The organism is Pseudonocardia sp. Ae505_Ps2, from assembly GCF_001932425.1.
GTDB lineage: Bacteria > Actinomycetota > Actinomycetes > Mycobacteriales > Pseudonocardiaceae > Pseudonocardia.
Genome location: NZ_MCIP01000003.1, coordinates 27,790 through 48,539, shown reverse-complemented (window position 1 = coordinate 48,539; position 20,750 = coordinate 27,790). Strand labels below are relative to the sequence as shown.

General features: G+C 66.9%; 12 protein-coding genes and 2 pseudogenes. 7 read left to right on the top strand and 7 right to left on the bottom strand.

Going from position 1 to position 20,750, the window contains the following annotated elements; all coding sequences use genetic code 11:
- Positions 1-104: 104 nt before the first annotated feature.
- Genes Ae505Ps2_RS29260 through Ae505Ps2_RS29250 form a run of 3 tightly spaced genes read right to left on the bottom strand, consistent with a single transcriptional unit; the run spans position 105 to position 3,279 of the window.
- Positions 105-1,226, bottom strand: a complete 1,122-nt coding sequence (locus Ae505Ps2_RS29260) for a glycoside hydrolase family 16 protein (protein ID WP_170917174.1) — start codon at positions 1,224-1,226, stop codon at positions 105-107.
- Between the two features lie 35 nt (positions 1,227-1,261).
- A complete protein-coding gene (locus tag Ae505Ps2_RS29255) occupies positions 1,262-2,641 on the bottom strand; it encodes a MinD/ParA family protein (protein ID WP_139320294.1) in 1,380 nt (459 codons plus the stop codon).
- On the bottom strand, positions 2,641-3,279 hold the full coding sequence (locus tag Ae505Ps2_RS29250; RefSeq protein WP_075554371.1) for a hypothetical protein: 639 nt from the start codon (positions 3,277-3,279) through the stop codon (positions 2,641-2,643). Before Ae505Ps2_RS29250 ends, Ae505Ps2_RS29255 begins: the two co-directional genes overlap by 1 nt.
- Before the next feature lie 1,619 nt (positions 3,280-4,898).
- Here Ae505Ps2_RS29250 and Ae505Ps2_RS29245 point away from each other — a divergent pair.
- The 3 genes from Ae505Ps2_RS29245 to Ae505Ps2_RS29235 all read left to right on the top strand — a co-directional run bounded on the left by Ae505Ps2_RS29245 (position 4,899) and on the right by Ae505Ps2_RS29235 (position 7,336).
- The gene (locus Ae505Ps2_RS29245; protein ID WP_075554387.1) at positions 4,899-5,345 is read left to right on the top strand and encodes a hypothetical protein; all 447 of its coding nucleotides are present in this window, start codon (positions 4,899-4,901) and stop codon (positions 5,343-5,345) included.
- Positions 5,346-5,566: 221 nt separating this feature from the next.
- Positions 5,567-6,700: a DUF6545 domain-containing protein gene (locus Ae505Ps2_RS31595; RefSeq protein ID WP_139320293.1), complete on the top strand. Its 1,134-nt coding sequence runs from the start codon at positions 5,567-5,569 to the stop codon at positions 6,698-6,700.
- A 78-nt stretch (positions 6,701-6,778) separates the two neighbouring features.
- Positions 6,779-7,336, top strand: coding sequence for a hypothetical protein (locus tag Ae505Ps2_RS29235; RefSeq protein WP_349289849.1), 558 nt, complete (start codon positions 6,779-6,781; stop codon positions 7,334-7,336).
- A 74-nt stretch (positions 7,337-7,410) separates the two neighbouring features.
- On the opposite strand, the gene Ae505Ps2_RS31590 is transcribed toward Ae505Ps2_RS29235, so the two are convergent.
- The gene (locus Ae505Ps2_RS31590; RefSeq protein ID WP_139320292.1) at positions 7,411-8,046 is read right to left on the bottom strand and encodes a hypothetical protein; all 636 of its coding nucleotides are present in this window, start codon (positions 8,044-8,046) and stop codon (positions 7,411-7,413) included.
- Positions 8,047-8,095: 49 nt separating this feature from the next.
- Positions 8,096-12,286, bottom strand: coding sequence for a MobF family relaxase (gene mobF / locus Ae505Ps2_RS29230; RefSeq protein ID WP_075554368.1), 4,191 nt, complete (start codon positions 12,284-12,286; stop codon positions 8,096-8,098).
- 900 nt (positions 12,287-13,186) lie between these two features.
- Between mobF and Ae505Ps2_RS30710 the strand changes: the two are divergent.
- The 4 genes and pseudogenes from Ae505Ps2_RS30710 to Ae505Ps2_RS32915 all read left to right on the top strand — a co-directional run.
- Positions 13,187-13,360, top strand: a pseudogene (locus tag Ae505Ps2_RS30710) (IS5/IS1182 family transposase); the annotation flags it as partial.
- Positions 13,361-13,396: 36 nt separating this feature from the next.
- Positions 13,397-13,894 (top strand): hypothetical protein, encoded by a 498-nt coding sequence (locus Ae505Ps2_RS32920; protein ID WP_212567733.1) that lies wholly within the window; start codon positions 13,397-13,399, stop codon positions 13,892-13,894.
- 167 nt (positions 13,895-14,061) lie between these two features.
- Entirely contained in the window at positions 14,062-14,514 is a 453-nt protein-coding gene (locus Ae505Ps2_RS29220) for a hypothetical protein (RefSeq protein ID WP_139320291.1), read from the top strand.
- A 116-nt stretch (positions 14,515-14,630) separates the two neighbouring features.
- A complete protein-coding gene (locus Ae505Ps2_RS32915; RefSeq protein ID WP_075554365.1) occupies positions 14,631-17,258 on the top strand; it encodes a UvrD-helicase domain-containing protein in 2,628 nt (875 codons plus the stop codon).
- A gap of 69 nt (positions 17,259-17,327) precedes the next feature.
- Here Ae505Ps2_RS32915 and Ae505Ps2_RS31580 read toward each other — a convergent pair whose 3' ends face one another.
- Together Ae505Ps2_RS31580 and dnaB are read right to left on the bottom strand one after the other, a co-directional pair.
- Complete coding sequence (locus Ae505Ps2_RS31580; RefSeq protein ID WP_139320290.1) at positions 17,328-18,206, bottom strand: hypothetical protein; 879 nt, start codon at positions 18,204-18,206, stop codon at positions 17,328-17,330.
- Between the two features lie 231 nt (positions 18,207-18,437).
- Positions 18,438-19,742: pseudogene (gene dnaB / locus Ae505Ps2_RS29205) on the bottom strand (replicative DNA helicase); the annotation flags it as partial.
- Positions 19,743-20,750: the final 1,008 nt, after the last annotated feature.

Genomic DNA, 20,750 nt, shown 5'->3' with positions numbered 1-20,750 from the left:
CCGACCGCCGCGGCGGGGGAGCGGAGACATGCGGGGAAACCTCCAGGTCAGCAAGGGAGCAGACGAGAACAAGCGCGGGTGTCGGTCGGGCGGCGGAACGGCGTCTAGGACCAGCCGGTGTTGTTGTTGATCTCGTCGGTGACCGTGGTGGAGGAGTCGGCGTCGGTCGACCCTTCGCTGCCGGCGGTGTCGGTCGATGGGCCTTCGCCGGCGGCGAGGCCCCACTGCTTGACCCAGTCGACCTGCATCCGCCCGGTCTCGCCGTCTCCGCGCGGGAACCAGTCCAGCTGCAGACACAGGTGCATCGGACCCGGCGGCAGGATGGAGGTGTCGGTGGTCTTCCACCATTCGCGGCCGTCGACGAACGCGGTCACACCGTGCGGGGTCCACTCGAGCGCGTAGTTGTGCCATGCGGCGGCGTCGATGTTCAGTTCGCCGTGGACCTGGGAGTTGTCCGCGCCGTAGTGCAGAAAGAGTTCGATCGTGTCGCGGGCCGGGTTCATGATCTCGGCGAAGTCGATCTCCCCACCGACCGGGAAGTTCTCCTGCGTCGGCCACAACAGCGCCAGCGCGTTGTAGGACGGCGACCCGGTCGGGGCGCGCATCCGAACCTCCCAGCGCCCGTACTTCTGGGAGTGCGCCGACCACGCCAGCCCGGCAGTCGTGCCGTCCCCGGTGCCGTCGATCGTCAGCACACCGTCGGCGACGGTCGCCGCGTCCGGGGAGCGGGTGCCGTTCCCGGCATGACCCGGGCCGTCATAGGCATTCCACCCCGCACCCAGGCCGGTGCCGGTGAAGTCGTCGACGACGTCCGGGACACCCCACCCGAACACCTCACCAGCAGTGTCACCTGATGCGGGTGTCCCGGACGTCGGCCCGGTCGGCGGTCCGGGCGATCCAGCGTCGGGGGCAGCACTGGATCCGTTTTCATGATCGTTTGACCGGTTCCCGGTGTTACCGGCACCACCGGACGCCCCGCTGTCGCCGCTGTCGCTGCGGTCGCGGGTGTCGCGGGGGCTCGGGGTGGTGTAGCAGGTGGTGGGGACGAACCCGGGGCGGTCCGCGCCGATCTCGGTGAGCGCGGCCCGCCACACCTGCGCCCGCTCGGACTCATCACCGTCGAGTTCGGCCAGGACATGGGTCGCGGTGATCCGCCATCCGCACTCCACCCGCGCCTCCGCCGGTGTCGGGGCGGCCGGAGCGAACACGACACCCAGCGACGTCACCACCGCTACTGCGGCGCTGGTCGGGCCGGACCCGATCACCGCCGACCGGCCTGACCGCCGCCGTGGCCGGCGCGGGCGCGGGTGTGGAAGTCGCTGGTGCGGTGGCGGAAGCCGTGGGAGGCCAGGCCACAGGTCCGGGCCTGGAAGCCGTCGGCGACCGCCGCAGCCAGTTCAAGAACCGCATCGCGGGTGCCCGGGGCCAGAGCGGCCAGGTCGATGACGTCCCCGGTCGCCAGGTGCGGGTCGGCGGGAAGCTCCACCACCGCCCGCACCCTGGACTGGAAGTAGTCGACGATGACGGTGTCATCGACATACCGCGACGCCCGGTCACAGGACAGGACCACGACGGCGTCAGCGACCAGGTCCCGATACGGAAACCCGCCGGAAGAGTCCTGGTGGGTGGCCAGCCACTGCAGCGTCCGCGCCGCGCGTGACGCCCCGTCCTTGGTCGGCGCACCCACCACGACCAGCGCATCAGCGTGCCGCAGCGTTCCCTGCATCGCCGAATGCACCAGGCCGGTGCCGCAGTCGGTGAGCAGCAACTCGTGATAGACCGACAACAACCGCAGTACGGCCTCGTAGTCGCACTCGGAGAACATCTCCGACAACGCCGGCTCCTGCTCCGAGGTCAGCACACGCAGGCGACCGGCGAGGTGGGTGTAACCCGACAACTGCGTCGACGACTGGACCCGATCCAGATCGTGGAGCAGGTCCCGCACCGTCCGCCGCCCAGCCTGCACCTCCCCGACCAGACGGTCCCCGAGCGTGCCGGCATCGGGATTGGCATCGATCGCGATGACCCGGTCCCCGCGGTACTCGGCCATCGCCAACCCGAGCAGCGAGGTCACCGTCGTCTTCCCGACACCACCCTTGATCGACCCGACCGCCACCGAGAACGGCCCCGACAGTGGTGTCGTGACCCGCCGGACCTGGTCTTTCAGGCGCAGCTCGGTAGCGGACAAACCCGGATTCCAGCGACCAGCGGTCACCGCGTAGAGCGCAGCCCGCCAGCCGTGTGTCGGCGCAGCCGGCCGCGGCCGCACCACATCAGCGAACACACCACCATCAGAGAAACCCGCATCCAGACCGGCAGCGACACCGGGGGCGTCGGCGGCGTCGACGCTCCAGAGCGCCGCCGACACCGGCGACGCCGGCGGCGCCGGCGGCGCCGGCGGCTCGGCTACCGGCCGACCCGGCTGCAGGCCAGCGCCGGAACCGGCAGCCAACAGCTGCTCCGGAGACTCGTCCGGAACCGGCCGCTCGACCGGGACCACAGGAACCGGCGACTCTGCCGCACCCGGGGAGCCGGGAACAGCCCACGCCGCAGCACCATCAGCCAGCCACGACGGCGTCTCACCCGCCGACGTCTTCTCCGAGGTCTGCTCCGGCGCCGGTACATGGTTGCTCGATGACATCAGCGCTCACCTGCCTGTTCACCAGCAGGTCCGGACAGCAGACCGGGATCGACGACCAGACGACCGTCCTCACCAGCGCGGGTGACCGGCACCGTCATCCGGACCCACCACGCCTGGGCCGCAGCCCACGCCGAGTCCGCCTCCGGCGGCGCGCACGAACGGCCGATCATCCCCGCCGGCTCCACCACCTCACCGCGCTCACCGTCGTTCTCGGGATGGCCATCGGCCCCGGCTACTGCTCCAGCACGGACATACGACGTCACACGGACAACGACCTCGACGAACACCACCGTCGCCGAGCGGCGGTAGATCCGCCCCGGCAACGGGGAATCCGCCCGCTGCCGCCCCGAACCCGACCAGCCCCACGTACACGCCTGCGCATCCGCGAGGACCTCACGCAGCACCTCCGCCCGCCGCCACGGCGCGTCCTGATCGAAGGACTGGAAGTCACACGCGAACCGGCCCGCGAACGACGACGCCTCCACATCCGACACCGGCTCCCACGAGCGCACCGACCGCAGAAACGACGACTCTGCGGGTACCTGAGTGAGTGTCGGGCGGGCCTGCGGCTCTGGCCGCGGGAGCGCCTCGTCGAACGTGATGCGCGGTTTCGCGACCTCGACATCGGTAGCTGGCATCGCGGAAAGCGTTTCTTGCCCCGCCGACGTCGGGAGAGCTGGTCGGCGCCGGGCGGCGATGACGTGTACAGAGGCCGCCCCGTCGACGGGAAGAGCCGCCTCGAGCCCTGTCGTGGCTGCGCTAGTGCAGACATCAGCGACGAGGCCTGGCGCAGACTCCCACGGCGCCGACCGCTCCTCCGCAGCAAGCCGAGCTCGTCGAGGCATCAGGCCGGCCCACCGCAGCCGGAAACAAACAGAGAGCGGGGTACTGCCCGACTCGAAGCGGTCATCGCGCACCTCTCTCGCGGGAGGATGCAAACTATAGACAGAGCTCCGACGGACGTGCAAGGCTCAACAGACATATCGCAAGTAGCTACAGAAATCCTAGGTGAGCTGCCTAGACGTAGGATCTAGCCTTGACCAGCGAGGGCCAGCACTGCTAGATTTGTAACTATAGTTAGAGTCGCGGGAGTGACATGATGGGAATCATCTTCGCCCGACCGGGCTCAGCACTGCTGCTCGGCGGCTGCGGTGGTCGCGTGCGATGACGCGACCACCAGGCGGCACGCTATCTGGAAGACTTCGCTTCCTGTCGTCGACCGTCCTGAGGTTGGATCGCAGATCGCGAGGGCTGGCCGACGACTCTCTGTGGCCGGACCCCGAGGCTCGCAGAGTGCTTGACCAGGCGGCGGCGGGAAGCAATCTCGTGCTGACCAACGAACAGGCCGTACGGGTCGCGGTGGGGATTGGCATCCCCGCAGATTCCCTGACCGCCCCGGCGGAACGATGGAGCCTAGTCGAAAGTTGCTTTCGGCGCCTCATGGCGCTACGCGCCCATGATGAGAGATGGCTCGCCGCTCTCTTGGAGTCTGACGAAATAACCTTCCCCTCGTCCTCTTCGAGAAAAGAGGTTCACGATATGAACGTGGCATTCTGGAGTGTTCCTCGTTGCTGCAGAGGCCCCTGGCCCCGGCTGAGTCAGGCGCGAATCAATTCTCGCCGACACGGTGCCGCCCGGAACGCGCCAAGCTCTGCAACTGAGCATCTATCCGATGTAGATGTACTTGAACGCTGCTCCAGTATGATCGCAGCTCTCAATGAATCTATCGGCCCGTTTGACGGCTCGATCCGGGAGTATCTGACAAGGCTGGAAGCGCATCGGGGGCGGCCCATAAGGGTGCGGACCTTCCTATTTAGGGAGCTCAAGGAAAGCGAGTGTGGAATATTCATCCCTCGGCGAACCTACGACGAGATCGGGTTTCCGTTGGATGCTCCGCACGCAACTCACATAATTTTGCACGAAGTTGGACACATGGTATTTGATCATGCGGAGGCACGGAATCCAGAGGAGTCCCCACTCTTTCGGAGCATGGCTAGTATCGCACCCGAAGCGCTAGCGGTATATCTTGGGAGGAGCGTTTACGAGTGCCGGTCGGAAAGAGAAGCGGAGGCGTTCGCATCATTACTATCTGCCGAGAGTGCGACGTCGAGGTCAAGGCCCAAGAAGCCAGCCGCAGTGAATGACTCCGTAGCCCTCAGAATCAGGGGTACCTTTGGCGGCTGAAAATACAGGAGAAGAGCGATGAGCTGAAGTGGATTCGCTACATCACAACATTTACGAGGGAGCGTCGTTGGACATGCCAGAGAACCAGACTCGGAAACTGGCAAGCGGTCCGAGCGATTCGTTTGCGGACCGTTTGAACTATTTGTTCGACAACCTTTACCCCGTCGGGCGCGGGCCCTATTCGAATGCCGAGGTCGCAGCCGGAGTGGAGCGAGCCGGATATAAGGTGACAAGCCACTACCTGTGGATGCTCCGCACTCGGCGACGCACCAACCCGACCCTAGATCTTCTAGGCGCTTTGGCGAAGTTCTTCGGAATCCCCGCAGGATACTTCTTCGACTGCGAAGAAGCGGGAGATATCAAAAAGCAGCTTGAAATCCTAGAGGAGGCTCTGGCCGCTCAGGTCAAGGAGATCTTCTTTCGCAGTACTGAAATTGAGGAGCAGGATCGAGCAGTTATCTTGCGCATCTTGCGCAGCTTCTCGGCTAGGGAAAATTCCAGCCCAGAGAGGTCGGGATAAGTCCTCGGCGACACCGAGTTCGATGCCGAGTTCGATGCCACGCCCTTCGCTTCAACGTAGAAGAATGCGATCAAGAGATGTCTCCTGCGCTAGTTGCTAACACCACCGTGTACTACCTTTTCCCCGCGGTCTGTTTCAGCGTTGCAGCGATACGCTGGGCACATTACAGACGCGCAGCGGATAAGACTACGCCGCCCGAATTCCGAGCAATGTTGTTTTACATGACGAGTCTGGGTCTCGCGGTGGCCGTTATGGCCCCGCCCAGTCGAGGGCTCATCGACATCATCTATCCCAACATTTCCCAGCTCTTGGGTAATGTCTTGGTTCTTGTGGCGGGGCTGAGTGTTACTGCCGTAGTAGCGTTCAGCCAGATGGACTTGGCATCTGCGTGGCGGCTAATCCTGCGGCGCGGAGCGCTCCTGGCGGCCGCCGCGGCCGGAATGGCGGGGTGCTTCACTGTCACTCGTATCAGCGAGGCCGTGTTTTTAGTTCCCCACCTGCATCCTTCAGTAATAACGTATTACGCACTGTATAGTGTCGGTTTCGGGTGGGCGATAATCGGCCTCACCGCACTCCTCTCCAGGCAGCTCCGCCTGGAGCCTGAGCCATGGCGCCGCGTCAGCCTGCATCTTCATCGCACTGTGTGTGTCATAGTGCTGATCTACCTGGCTGGTCGTTTGTGGAGCGTCGGGGCTCATGCCGTCGGGCTGCTCCCAGAGTGGGGCACTGCCCACAAGGACTCACTTGAACTCGTCATCAGCACGATACTTCCGTTGTGTGCTCTGATCCTCGGTGCCCTTGGTTGGCTCTCGCGATTCTGGGCTCCCCAGTTCGTTGAATTCATCGGCCGTAAGCGAACAGAATATCGGCATCGATATCTATACCGCCGGCTCGAGCCGCTGTGGGAACTGATCGACCAAGGCGACCTCAGGGACCTGTATTTTGCTGCGCGACACCATCCGTCTGTCAGCCCCACGACCCGCTTGTGCGGAAGGGTCGTTGAAATCTGCGACGTCGAACTTCGAGCTTCTCGTCATGTGACTGACGCCGATAAAGACGTTGCAGTTGCCGTTGAGATTGCCGCCGGACGCGGGTATCTCGGCGTGTCCGCCCTCAGCGACGCCTTCGTCCTCGCGAAAGGAGTGTCCATCGAACAACAACAGCTCCAGGAGGAGGAGGAGGAGGAGGCTCTTCCTGAGGCTGACGCTATTCCTGCCATTGACATAGAAGTCCAAGTGCAGCGACTGCTACGCGTCCACCGGGCTCTTCAGGCGTCGCCAGAGTTCCAAAGGATGCTCGCTTCGCCCTTGTCAGGTGCGCGAGTGAACCTGACAGGAAATCAGCAAACTATGTAGAGTAGCGTTCCGCAAACTATGACATGTCCTGATCAGACACCGCGCCGCAGTCACACAGTCATCGACCGGGTCGCTCGGGTGCTGACTGAGATTCTAGCCCCATCCGTGGTGATCATGGTGTTACCGTTGGGGCTCGCCTGGGTCGTCACGAAAGCGCTGCTACCTACGTTGGGATGGGGACTGCTCATCGCGCTCACAAGCAGCATCCTGCCGATGGTAGTGATCATCTGGGGTGCCCGCACAGGCCGTTGGGATGGGCATCACGTCCGTAACCGGCGGGGGCGACTGGTCCCGCTGCTCGCCGTTATTGGATTCAGCGCGATCGGCCTAGTTCTGCTCATCGTATTCCGCGCGCCGTGGCCCCTGATCGCGCTTGATATCACGTTCCTGGCCACACTGTTCGTGACGAGCGCAATCACGCTCAAATGGAAAGTATCGATCCACGCTGCTGTGGCCATGAGCGCTGTTGCGATCATGGCGATTGCAAGCGGTCCTGAATGGTGGTTCGCGACGCTACTGGTGGGCGCAGTAGGGTGGTCCCGTGTGCATCTTCAGGATCACACGACTGCACAGGTCATCGTCGGTGCGTTGACTGGAATGCTCGCCGCTGGATTGTTCGCGCTATTAACACAGTAGAAGGCTCGGGGCGCAGCACCGAATCTCATCGCTCGTGACGCGCAGGAACCACGGGACAGGCCCCGTGGTTCCTGCTACTCGTCTGTGCTGAAACATTCCTCGCCTGGAGTGTGTTCTACGTTCGGATCTTCTCCGTTGCCAGCTCGGAGGAGCGCTTGAGCCACCGCGCGGTTCAACGCTGCGTACTGGTTCCGGCTGAGTTGTCCGCCGCAGGCACTGACATGGCTGGCACAAACTTCACGTAAATCTACCTCCAGCTCCACCTGTGAGACGACATGTTCGACCGCGGCAGGATCGTTGAAAAAATATGCAGGACTCACCTTATACAGATCAGCTAGAGCCTGGATCATGCGCACGGACGGATTCGGTTTAGTGCCGAGCCGGATCTCGGAGTAATATCCTTCGGTGATCGCTGCACCCGCTGCGGTCATCTCCACGACCGCGGCCTTCGCCGTCCACCGCTCCCCGCTGCGCTGCACCTTGTTGCTCTGCAGATAACGCAGTTTTTCTGGCACACTCGCATCCGCCGCCGGCGGTTTCTCGCGGGGCCGTACCGGCCGCTGCGCCGCGGCCCCCGACCGCCGCCTCTGTTTCGTTGGTGCAGTCCTGGCAGCGTTGTTGTCGATCGTAGTGGCGGCCGACTTCTGTTCCTTGGACGTCGTCGGTTCTCCTCTGGTCATGCCTGTGCTCTGCTCTTCCTCATCGCCCACGAAAATATCACGTCCCTCTCGCCGCAACGCATAAAATCGTAGAAGGTTTCTATTTCAGGCCGTGGCTGCGGTGCTGGCCGAGGCTGGGCGAGTCGCGCTGGTCGAAATAGCGCTGACGGGATGTTTCTTCGGCCCGAACCCGTTCACGAGCCCCAGCGTCTGTCTGCCGCGTCACGAGAGAAGTACCGGAGTCGACGGGCACGGAGGAGCGACGACGGGCATGCTGTTGTTCCTGATCCTGCGCGGTGGCGCTGAACCGAGGCCCGTCCTCAGCTGGCGCAGAGACCACCGGGCTGCGACCCCGCCGGTGTAGCTCCTCTGCCGCGTGCCGGGCGTCCTCGGCGAGGTCACGGACACCGGTGTACCAGCCGGTGCGCCGCTCGTGTGCCGCCGTCCACGTCTCGACCTGGTCGTGAGCGAGCGTGGCCAGGGTCTGCGCGGTCCGGGCGTTGATCTCGGCCAGCTCCCGCGCCGCCGCGCCACCGGTCGGGTTGTCCCGTGCCGCGGCCGCGAGGTGCGCGTTCACCCGCGCGTCGTGCAGCCGCTCGTGTGCCGCCCACAACTGCTCGGCGGCATAGATCGGGGCGCCGGCGTGCACGCGTTCCCAGGTCTGGACCTTCTCCGCCAGCACCGCGTCCGGCAGCCGCCGATGCTCCACCAACGCGGCATCCACGCCGAGGGCGGCGACCGCCCGGGTCCACCACGCCCGGGCATAGACGTCATCAGCTGCCGGCGCCGGCCCCAGACTGGCCGCGGTATCAGCGATCCCGCTGTATTCCCGGTACCCGGCCGCGACACCCGCGCGGCGCACCCACTCCGACCACTCGCCGGTACCGGGCCCGGGCACCGCGCCGAGCGCTTCGACCGCCCACCCGGGTGCCTGCTCAGCAGCCTGCCGGCCCAGCTGGGCGATCCGGTCGACGATCAACGGAGCCAACAGGTTCCGCTGCTGATCATGAACGTTGTTACCGGTCACTGTCCACGACTCGAACCGGCCCGCGCCGCCGACCGGGTCCTCCGGCACCCTCCTCGACACCGCACCCGCGATCCGCCAGCGCAGCACATCCGACACCGACTCGGCGCTATCGAGTTCCCGCGAGCCCGCAACCTGGGACAGGAGCCGGAACGGGTCATGCCCGGCCAACTCCGACTCCGCGAGGACCGCCAGCAGCGACCCGCGACCGCCCTCAGCCTCGACCCGGGCCGCGTTCACCGCACCCAACGCCCCCGTCAGAAGCCGGCCGGCCCGTTCACGGTGCTGCATCCGGGCCAGGTCGAACCAGTCCCCGGCCAGCGTCACCAACGACCGCACCTGATCCTGGGCCTCGGCACGGGCAGCCACCGCCGAGGTCTGCGCCCCACTGAACTCGATCACCGCCGAAAACCGCGACCTCGCCGTCTCCGCTAGGGCCTGCGGATCATGAGCATCCGCCGGGCGGGCGGCGACCAGCCACACATGATTCTCCACCCGGCCCCGGGTGATCGCCGGATACACCGCGTCCCGGCCCATCTCCTCGGTGATGACCGAGTGCCCGGTGTCAACCGTCAACGACTGCGCCGCATGCACCGTCCCCGCATAGGCCAGCCGCAGATGCCGGGCGGCGTACTCGACCGGGAAATACGCGATCACTCCGTGCTGGTCACGCCCCAACAGAAAGTGATCATTGTTTTCATCACGGTGAGCACCGATGATCGTGTAGGTCTCCCGGTTGGTGACGAACGCACACAGCTGCACCCCCCCACAGGCACCAGCCGGGAGATCCACCCGCACCGACCGATCGTTGAGCCGCGCCTGCACCTTGTCGCCGATCGACACCGCCTGACCACCCGGTTCAACACCGTGCACCCGCCCGACCGGGGCCGGGTCGACACGACCGAGGCCGATCAGTTGCTCCCGCAACCGCCTCGAGAGCTGCGCGGCCTGCTCATTGCCCGCCACGATCAGCAACGACGAACGGCCGGCGACGGTGTCGGCCAGCCACGACCGCGACGCACCCGCCTCCATCTCCTCCACCGAGCCCGCGTGCAACCGACCCCGGGACAGATACTCCGCGACCGCCGCCGTGTCCCCCGCCCGAACCTGCAGTGACGCCGCCTTCTCCCACTCCTGGGCGAACCGGTGCACCGTCTGCAACTCGACCACCGACGACGCCGTACCTACCAGATGGGAGAACAACCCGCCCGCGCCGACCGCGCCCAACTGCTCCGGGTCCCCGGTCAACACGACCTTCGCGCCCGCCTCAGCAGCAAGGCTCGTGATCAGGTGCAGATCGACGGTGGAAGTCATCCCCGCCTCATCGACGACAACCAGATCCCCCGCCCCCAGCCGGTCGCGGACCTGACCGTCGGGGCCGGGGGTGAACCGGCCACCGAACACAGCAGTGTTGATCGCGTCGATGTGGGCGTCGGCGAGGTTGTTCGCCGCGATCTGCGACGTCGTCAACCCCCACACCCGCCCCCCGACCTCACGGGACCACACCTGCGCCAGCGCCGACATGGTGCGCGACTTCCCCGCACCCGCCGGACCGACGACGACATCCCCTGCGACCCGGGAGGTCAGCACCGTCAAGGCGGCGTGGACCTGATCGTCGCTCAGGCCGTGCCCGGACAGCTCCGCCCGCACCCCCGCAGCCTTCCCAGGTGCCAGACCGACATCCAGCGGCCCCGACACCCGCGCGACCACGGCCTCCTCACGCCCGAGATGCGCCGCCGAGGTGTAACGCTCACGATGCGCCCCCCGCAGGACATAGCCGCCGTCCCCGACCACCCTCGACCCGTCAGCGTCCACCCGCCCGCCCCGCTCCCGGCGCAACCCATCCGGGATCGGCGCGGGCTCGGTCATCGACACCTGCACCACATCCGGCCGGCCCACCGCCTCCCGAGCAAGATCGAACAACGCCGCACCGCGTTCAGACTCCGACGCCCCCGCCAACCCGAGAACCTCCCACCGATCCCCGACCTGCGCCTTGACCGCCAGAGCCAGGTTCCCGATGTCCCACACCGCATACAACGCCGACACCCGCTCTACCGCCGCCGACAACACCGCATCCCGATCAACCGGCTCATCGGCGCTGACACCGCCACCCACCGCAGCTTCCGCAGCTCCCGACAACACCTCGACCGCAGCATCAGCATGCGCGCGCGCCCACCGCGCCAACGCCCGCGGCCCCGCATCGGCTGACTTCGGCGCACGCGTCTCCAACGACGCCAACCGCGCCACACGATGCAACACCGCAGCCGACAACTCCCCACCCCCAGCCCGCGCCGACAGCTCCGCTTTCATCGCCGCGACACGGTCCTCAAGCTGCTTCGTCCGCGTCGACGCCGCATCCATCAACGCCTGATCGATCCCCGCGATCTCCCGGGCGAACCCATCCGGACGATCCCGCCACCCCACACCCAACTCAGCCGTCAAACGCTGCTCCAAGGACTGCTGATAGACCGCGTCCACCGCCTGCTTCAGCCCACGAAAAGACGCCCCATCCAACGCGCCGACCTTCCCCCCAGAAGTCGAGGTGCGATTCAGCAACGCCGCATGCGTGTGCAGATGCGGCTCATCCTCACGATTCGTCGAATGCGCCCACAACGACCACGTCGTCCCCGAACCCTGCTCGAACACCCCCATACCCGCCACCGACCGCGGACCCGAATGACGACCCGTCCTCGTCACCGCCACCCGCGCATCCGCAAACGACACCGCCGACTCCACCGCCGACTCATGCGCCCCACGAACCTTCTCCGCAGCCTCGGTCGCACCCGCCGCGATCAACGCCGCGTAATACACACTCACCGACTTCGGCGCCGCGAACACCCAGTCGTAATACGCCACCGACCGGCGCCCATCCGACTCCGCCGACCGACGGACCTCCTCCACCCGCTCCGCGCTTGGCGAGCCCTTCTCCCGACCCAGAGCCCGCTCGACACGCTGCTCCGCCGACAGATACTTCCGAGGCCGAGACCCAATGAACACCGGATCCCTCTCCGACGAATCCGGATGCCGCAACTGCCCGAACACCGCACGAACGTCATCCGCCGCGACCGTCTCGCCCGAGGCGAACGACAGGCCAAGCCCAGCCATCCCCGTACCGAACCAACGACCCGCCGGCTCCCCCCGAGCCACCGCCTTCGCGTAATAACCAGGCCCGTCCACAGCCTCCCCCCGAGACTCGTGCGCGGCGCAACCCGACCCACGCACCAGGTACTCCACCGCCCCCGCGCCCACCGCGATCACCCGCAACACACCGGCCACCCTACCCCACCCAGCCGAAGATCATCAGATGATGCATAGGTCCTGTGGCCTTGACTTTGATCTTGGGGTGGGCTTCACTGTGCACACAGGCAGCAGCAGCCGGCGGACCCACTACTACTGCGGCGTCACGGGGGCGACCGGCCGGCGCCGCGCAACGGCAAGCCGACCCCGGACCGCAGTCGACCTCGGGGCGGCGAGGACCGGAAGCGGCGCGGCAGCACCCGCCCGCACTGCCCCCCCCCTCTGCCCCGAGCCCGCGGCGGACACCTCTCGATGCCTCGCGAAGAACCTTCCCCGCAAAAATTCCCCAGCGCTCACGCCCCGAGAAACATTCGAATCCCGCCAGGGGCTTCAACCTCCGCTGCCGACCAGGACAACGGCTTGCGGCCGGCAACACTGACTCGATAGGAGTCACTTTTCGGGACACCATCGATTCTAAAGCTAAACTGGCACGAACTCCCCACGATGACGGAATCCTTCAGATGTCCAGAGCCGATTAATTCCCTCTTTGAATTTAGCACCGAGATCTGCGCTCCTGCTCGGATTTCACCGAATTCTCCGAATCCAGCGCAACCACCAGAAGACAGAGGGGTGAACCCGTCAGGAATTTTCCGAGAAGGTGCGGTCATCAAGCCCACGAGCTTGCCCTCTATGGGGATCCTAGCGCCTTCTGGCATGAGCAGAAACCCTGCCGCTGCAAGCAGGGCAAGGAATGTCAACCCGGTCGCCACTACGACACCCCAAACTCGCTTCGAGCGGCCCTTGATGCTATTCGGGCGGGGCTTCTGGGTTCGAAATGGAACCGTATCCTGATCATCATTTCGTAGCGGCCCTGGGCCTTCTCTACGACTAGCCGGACTTCTGTTTTGGCTCGCCGGATCGAAAAGGCTCACCGACGACACCCACGCCGCGCTCGGCGACCTCGGCTACGAAGGCGAAGTCGACCGGCTACCCAAGACCACCTTCGCCGCGCTACGGCGAGTCACGCCATGCCCCTGGCACACCGGCGCGATCACCGCCGCTGCGCTCGTACTGCTCCACACCGAGTACGACCGCACGGCATGATCAACCCGTTACTGAGAACACCTCATTGTGGTGCGAGTGATCGACGAACGTCGACACGTGAGCGACGGTGGCACTTGTCGGGTGCAGGCAGGCAGGTGGGTGAGCCGGTCAGCCTGCCCGTTGTCGGTGCTGGTGAGGACAGGCTGGCGGGAACGGGAGCTCAAGGTGGAGATCGACCCGGTCGTGTTCGCTGCCGCGCAGGCTCGCCGTTTCACCGGCCGGCGTCTCCGGGTCGGTCGTTCGGCCGTCGTGCATGACGTCGCGTGGAAGGCGTGGCTCGGGGACCTCGCTTTACCTGTTGCGGCGTGTAATCAAGGGTGGGCGGGGCTCGCCGCCGCCGATGACCTGACAGCCACCGACGATCCCGCGAACTGCCGTAAATGCGCCCTCGCCGGCAGCCGGACCGCAGCGCGGCGGGCGCCGCCGTTCCAGACCACCCTGTTCGACCTCGACACCGGCGACGACACCGGCGGCGGGGGCGGCGGCGGGGGCGGCGGCGGGGGCGGCAGACCGGTGCCGGGCTCGCTCGACTGAGCGCAGCGGTCACACGTCTTACGGCCCGGTGCTCGACGTCTCGAACGGCGCGCGGCCGGCGGCACTATCCTGGGTCGAATGAGGTTCACCGGTGCGTCCGGAATGATCGGCGACGCAGATACACCCACCCTGGTTCGTGTTCGTGTTTTTCGGGGCGGGAGCGGGCTGTGAGTGCCGAGAAACGGATCGCGGCGCGGATGGGGCCGGGTGATGTGGTGGTCGCGGTGTCGCAGAAGTTCCCGTTGCCGGGGAAGAACCTCGTCGCGATCTCACGGGTCGTGGGGAACCATCTCGAACGGGCCCGTCGCCGCGGCCAGATCGTCGACAGCTACGCCGGGCCCGACCACGACCGAGTCACCGGCCGCCCCCTCGACCCGGGCGAGACGGGTGGGGACGTCCTCGTCGTGCGGGTCCAGGTCATCGCCACCAGCATCAACCCGGGCCTGCAGGGCGGGATCGCGGCACTCCGTGCCGGGATCAGCGCAGCGATCGCCGCGCTACCCGACCAGTTCGACCCCGCGCAGGCCGCGGATCTACTCGCCTCCGTCGCCGGGGACGCGATGAGCGTGTCCTGGGCCGACCGCGACGAACTCCGGTTACGCGCCGAACTGTTCTCCTGAGCTGTCCCGGAGAAGGAACCCGATAGGGCCGATATGTGCGACCCTGGACGGTGTTCACAGTGTTCATCGACACGCTGGGTCGACGCACTGGGTGTGTGAGGACCTTCGGAGAGGTGATGGTGGCCCGACCCGATCGCAGCCCCGACCGGTGCTGGCTGGATGTGCCGTTCGTGGAGAAGGACGTCGCGAAAGCGGCGGGGGCCCGTTGGGACGCTCGGGCACGGCGGTGGTTCGATCCGGCCCCGCCGACCGCGGCGCTGGCCCGGTGGGCGGCCCGCCCGGAGGTGCCCCAGGTGCTGCCGGGTGAGGACCGCACGGTCGGGGACGGGCTGTTCGTGGACCTGGTCCCGTCCTCGTGCTGGTTCACCAACGTCCGCTCGTGTGTCGACCCTGCCGACTGGGAGCGGCTACGCCGCCCGGTCCTGGGACGGACCGGGTATCGCTGCGAGGCCTGCGGCCGCGGCGAGGACCGCCGGCCCGACATCGCCCGTTATCTCCACGTCCACGAACGCTGGACCTACGACGACGCGACCGGGGTGCAAACGTTGCGCCGTCTGGTGTGCCTGTGCTCGGACTGTCACCTGGTGACCCACTTCGGATACGCGAACGTCCAGGGCCGCACCGAGGAAGCCCTGACACACCTGTGCACGGTGAACAGCTGGACCGAGGAGCAGGCCGTCGCGCATATCGCTGAGGCCATCCGGACCTGGGAACAGCGCTCGGCTCGGACGTGGGAGCTGGACCTGGGGATCCTCACCGCCGCCGGGATCGGCCTGCGACGCCCACCCCGGGCACAGGAACGGGCGCAGATCGCCGAGAAGACCCTCGCCCACGACACACCCGCACCGACAACGCCCGCCCCGGACACGACCGGTTCCCCCTCGGTGCCCCGGCAACGCGCCGCGGCGCCGCGCACCCGGGCAGCAGGGAAGACAACGAGGAAAAAGACGTCGAAGAAGCCGTTGACCGGTGAGCAGCGGGCCGCGGTCGAGGCGTTCACCGCCGGCTACGACCTGACCATCCAGGCCGGGGCCGGGGCCGGGAAGACCTCCACCCTGCGTGCCCTGGCCGCGACCACGACCGCGCGGGGTCTGTATCTGGCGTTCAACAAGTCCATCGCCACCGAAGCCGGGGCCTCGTTCCCCCCGTCGGTGCAGGCGGTGACCTCCCATTCCCTCGCCTACGCCGCCCTCGGGCACCGCTACCAGGCCCGCCTGAACGCACCCCGGATCCCGAGCACCGACCTCGCCCCTGTTCTCGGGATCGACACCCCGTTGACCTTCGGTGAACGGAGGGTGACCCCGACCGGGCAGTGCGCTGCGGCGCAGAAGACCGTCCTGAACTTCTGCCACTCCGCCGACGACACCATCAGCCGCCACCACGTCCCCCACCTGACCGGGATGCCCGACCGCCGCGCCCACCGGATCTTCGCCGGGATCGTCGTGGACTACGCCCGCCGCATCTGGAACGACCTCCAGCATCCCGACGGCACCGGCGACGGCGATGGCGGCACCGGCGTGTTCCCGTTCAGCCACGATCACTACTTCAAGATGTGGGCGCTGACCGAACCCCGTCTGGACTGCGCGTTCCTGCTCCTCGACGAGGCCCAGGACACCAACCCCGCCCTGGAGAAAATCTTCCGCGACCAGCGCGGGCACGCGCAGCTGGTCATGGTCGGTGACTCCGCCCAAGCGATCTACGGCTGGCGCGGCGCCCGCGATGTCATGACCGACTTCGACGGTGTCGGATTGACCCTGTCGCGGTCGTTCCGCTTCGGTGCCGCCATCGCCGACGAAGCCAACCGCTGGCTCCCCTACACCGGGCAAACCCTCCGGTTGACCGGTAACCCCGACCTCGCCAGCACCATCGGCACCCTCGACGAGGCCGGTGGGGATGTGCCGGATGCGGTGTTGTGCCGCACCAACGGCGGCGCGATGGGCGAGGTCATGGCCCTGCTCGCCGCCGGCCGACGGGTCGCGCTCTGCGGCGGCGGCGGCCCACTACGCGCCCTGGCCCTGGCCGCGCGGGACCTCCAAGCCGGGCGTCCCACCAACCACCCCGAACTCCAGCTGTTCACCAGCTGGGACGCCGTCGGTGACTACGCCGAGCACGACCCCGCCGGACACGACCTCAAACCCCTGGTCGACATCATCGACCGGCGTGGGGTCCCCGCCGTCCTCACCACCCTCGAGCAACTGTCGGCCGAACCCGACGCCGAGGTCGTGGTCTCCACCGCACACAAAGCCAAAGGCCGTGAATGGCCCGTCGTGCGGATCGCCGGCGACTTCCCCCCACCCCCGCTCCAACCCGACCCCGACACCCCCGGGGAGAAGATCATCGAGCTCGACCCCGACTACGCCCGCCTCGCCTACGTCGCGGTCACCCGCGCCCAACACCACCTCGACCCCGGCAGCCTCGACTGGATCCACCACCCACCCGCCGCCCTCCGCACCCGGCACCCACCACACAGCACCCAGCACCACACCGGGCTACGCATCGGCACCATCGACACCGACACCGACAGCGGCGGCGGCGGTATCGGCGGTGCTCGCCGCTATCAGGCGGCCGGCCACGACCCCGCCGACAGCCAGGACCTGCACCACGACCGCGACCCGCAACGCATCGGAGAGATCCTCGCCGCCCACCGCACCTGCACCGCCACCCGCCACCCCACCGACCCCACCATCCCCGCTGAGGCCCGCCGCTGGGCCCGGGTCATGACCGGCCTCGCCTCCCGCTGGTAACCGAATCACACCTTCCCCAGCGACATGAAATCGTGATCCGTTCTCGTTCTCATGCGACAAGAATCGCGTTCACCGATCTGGTTGGCGTGTCCCGGTTCGGGGGTTCCAGTTGGTGCTGGATGTCCGGGTCCTGAACCATTGTTTGCCGAGTGGAGCGAGCTCGCTCAGGCGTTGGAGTTGGAATCGGTCTCGGTCGGGGCGTGTTTCCAGCGACGCCTCAGCGAGGCCGTAGGAGTTGTCGCTGACGACGTAGAGCACACAGAACTTTTCGCTGGAGGTCAGCGCTGTACCGGTGGCAATCAGCGCTGTCCAGTCCTCATCCCACCCCGGGGTCGCCTTCGAATTCGAGGACGGGTCCGACGACGGGTCCGACGACGAGGACGAGTTCAGGTTGGCGTTCAGGTTGGCGTTCAGGTTGACGCGGACCAGCCACGGCCATCCCGTGCCGGTCGAGCGGGGAACCAGCCAGGCCAGACCATCGGGATAGGTCAGCGGGCCGGGCGGCGCCCCGTTGGGAGTCCTGCCTGTTTTCTGAGTGGGTGTCCGCGGTCGGGTCGGGGCGGGAGCGCGGTGTTCGGATTCCCAGCGTAGATAGCGGCCGGACATCCATTCTCCGCCCATGGATTCGATCGCGGCACGAACCAGACAGACCGCTCGAAGGTGCCGCCACGTGGTTTCCGTCGGTGGTATTTCGTCCCGGTAGGGAGCCGCACCGGCGATCTCGTTTCCGTACGTGGTACACCACACCCACCGCACGGTACCGATCGTGGCAGTTTTGACCAGCCCGGCTCTCTCCCACCGGCGCAGCAGCTGCTCCATTTCCACACCGGTCAGCCCGCCGCACATGTTCCACACCATAGATTTCGGCATCGCCGACATCTCAACGATCCAGGCGAACACCTCACCATGCTTTCCTACAAGCTTCCGAACATAATCGGACTCAGCCATTATCGATCACCTATTTCACATGATGGCGTATGAGCCTTCGCTGACCTGCTTGTGCAGGTCAGGTGGACGAATACCAGAGGAGCGGGTACGCCCTAGCCCGGGCCCGGGCTGAACTACGGACAACAGGTTGGAAAAGGCTCATAGGTGGGAGCGGAGGGTGCGGGGGCCGGCGGGGCGGATCGAGGCCGCTGGTGGGCGCTGCTGAAAGGGGTCTTCGGCGCCCAGCGAGACGAAGCGGCTGTAGTGCAGTTGGTGGGCGACGGTGACGGTGACGGTGGGGCCGTTGCGGTGTTTGGCCAGGATGAGGTCGGCCTCACCGGCTCGGGGGTCGTCGTTTTCGAACGCGTCGGGGCGGTGCAGCAGGATGACCATGTCGGCGTCCTGCTCGATCGAGCCGGACTCGCGCAGGTCCGACAGCATGGGGCGTTTGTCGGTGCGCTGCTCGGGGCCCCGGTTGAGCTGGCTCATCGCGACCACCGGGACTTCGAGTTCCTTCGCGAGGAGCTTGATCTGGCGGGAGAACTCCGAGACCTCCTGCTGGCGGGACTCGACCTTGCGGCCCGAGGTCATCAGTTGCAGGTAGTCCAGGATGATCAGCTTCAGGTCGTGGCGTTGCTTGAGCCGGCGGGCTTTGGCGCGGATCTCCATCAGGGTCAGGTTCGGGGAGTCGTCGATGAACAGCGGCGCCTCGGAGATCTCCGACATGCGGCAAGCCATGCGGGTCCAGTCGTCCTCGGACATCCGGCCGGCGCGCATGTCGGCCAGCCGGATCCGGGCCTCCGCGGACAGCAGACGCATGACGATCTCGGACTTGCTCATCTCGAGGGAGAAGAACGCGCTGGTCATGCCGTGGCCGATGGAGCAGGAGCGGGCGAAGTCCAGACCGAGGGTCGATTTGCCCAGACCCGGCCGGGCCGCGACGACGACCATCTGCCCGGGGTGCAGACCGTTGGTGACCCGGTCGAGGTCGGTGAACCCGGTCGGGACACCCGCTGCCGCTCCGCCCTGGGAGCCGATCGCGTCGATGGCGTCCATCGTGGGCTGGAGAAGCTCTTCGAGGACGGTGTAGTCCTCGGTGGTGGTGCGGTCGGTGACCTCGTAGACCGCGGCTTGGGCCCGGTCGACGACCTCTTCGACCTCGCCGGACTCGTTGCCGTGGTAGCCCAGTTGCACGATCCGGGTGCCGGCCTCGACCAGGCGACGCAGGATCGCTTTCTCCCCGACGATCTCGGCGTAGTAGGCGGCGTTCGCCGCGGTGGGCACGGTCGCGATGAGGGTGTGCAGGTACGGCGCGCCTCCCAGCCGCACGAGCTCGCCGCGCCGCTGCAGCTCCGCCGACACGGTCACCGCGTCGGCCGGCTCACCACGGCCGTAGAGGTCCAGGATCGTCTCGTAGACGGTCTGGTGCGCGGGCCGGTAGAAGTCCTCCGGGCGCAGCACCTCGACCACGTCGGCGATCGCGTCCTTGCTCAGCAGCATGCCGCCGAGCACGGACTGTTCGGCGGTGAGGTCCTGCGGGGGCTGACGATCGAATCCCGACGGCTCCGCGGCTCTCGACGATCCGGATGTTCCCCAGGACCGGGGCCTTGTCCCCCGGGTGGGGGGCCGGGTGGAGGAGCCGTCCACCGCGCGCAGCGGCACCTCGCCCCAGCCGGCAGGGTCGGGAGGGACCTGATCGTCAGCGTCTGGTTCCGGAGGCAACGGCACCACCCCCACCTCCGGCATCGCCGCTTCCCCCGGATGCGGGGAGGTGCCTGACGGGTCGCTCACCGCGCCATCCTGACCGGCACCGCACCCATCAACGCTCACCGGGTCGGTCACCCAGACACCCGCGACACCACTGCCCACCGGGTCGTGGGCAAGCCGACCCGGACCGCAGCCGCCCCCAGGCGGCGAGGACCGGAAGCGGCGCGGCAGCACCTGTCAGCAACTCCGGCAGGTTCACACCGGCACCGCCCCTGTTCGGTCGAGCACCGGCCGGTCGAGCTCTGGCCGGTCGGGGCAGACCGCACCCAGGTGGCAGGCCGCCCGACGGCGACCGGACGGGGTGGTCTCGAGGTGAGCGCGGATCATCGCCATCGCCGCCTCACGGCCGGCGCGGGTCGCGGGCTCGGGTGCCGGGTCAGCAAGAGCGGAGTCGCAGAGGCCACCATCGCGATCCTGGCCGGAGCTGTCAGCCCGGTCAGCACTGACAGCGCTCGTGTGCTGGTCAGGGCTGGTCTCAGCACCAGTCTCGCCGCCGCCGGCGATAGGTGAGGTGTCACAGCTGACGTCACAGCTGACGTCGTGGGTGGTGTCACAGGTGGCGTCACGAGACGTCGGCGGGGCGGGTGCCAGCGGGAGCGGGTTCTCGTCGAGAGGTGCGACTTGAATGATCCGCAACCACCGGCTCAGATGCCGCGTGAAGGCTTGAGACACGTAGGTGACCGCTGAGTACCCGTGGCGTCTCTCATCGCCGCACAGGCGATCTCAGAGGCCTCTACGAGGGTGATGCCGGCGTCGAGACCGGACTGGATCGCCGACCCGACCCGCTCGACGTCGTCG

What these genes read in the sequence shown, in the direction of transcription:
- Ae505Ps2_RS29255 (WP_139320294.1), bottom strand. Translation starts at nt 2,641, where the DNA reads ATGTCATCGAGCAACCATGTACCGGCGCCGGAGCAGACCTCGGAGAAG.
- Ae505Ps2_RS29250 (WP_075554371.1), bottom strand. Translation starts at nt 3,279, where the DNA reads ATGCCAGCTACCGATGTCGAGGTCGCGAAACCGCGCATCACGTTCGAC.
- Ae505Ps2_RS29245 (WP_075554387.1), top strand. Translation starts at nt 4,899, where the DNA reads ATGCCAGAGAACCAGACTCGGAAACTGGCAAGCGGTCCGAGCGATTCG.
- Ae505Ps2_RS31595 (WP_139320293.1), top strand. Translation starts at nt 5,567, where the DNA reads ATGACGAGTCTGGGTCTCGCGGTGGCCGTTATGGCCCCGCCCAGTCGA.
- Ae505Ps2_RS32915 (WP_075554365.1), top strand. Translation starts at nt 14,631, where the DNA reads ATGGTGGCCCGACCCGATCGCAGCCCCGACCGGTGCTGGCTGGATGTG.
- Ae505Ps2_RS31580 (WP_139320290.1), bottom strand. Translation starts at nt 18,206, where the DNA reads ATGGCTGAGTCCGATTATGTTCGGAAGCTTGTAGGAAAGCATGGTGAG.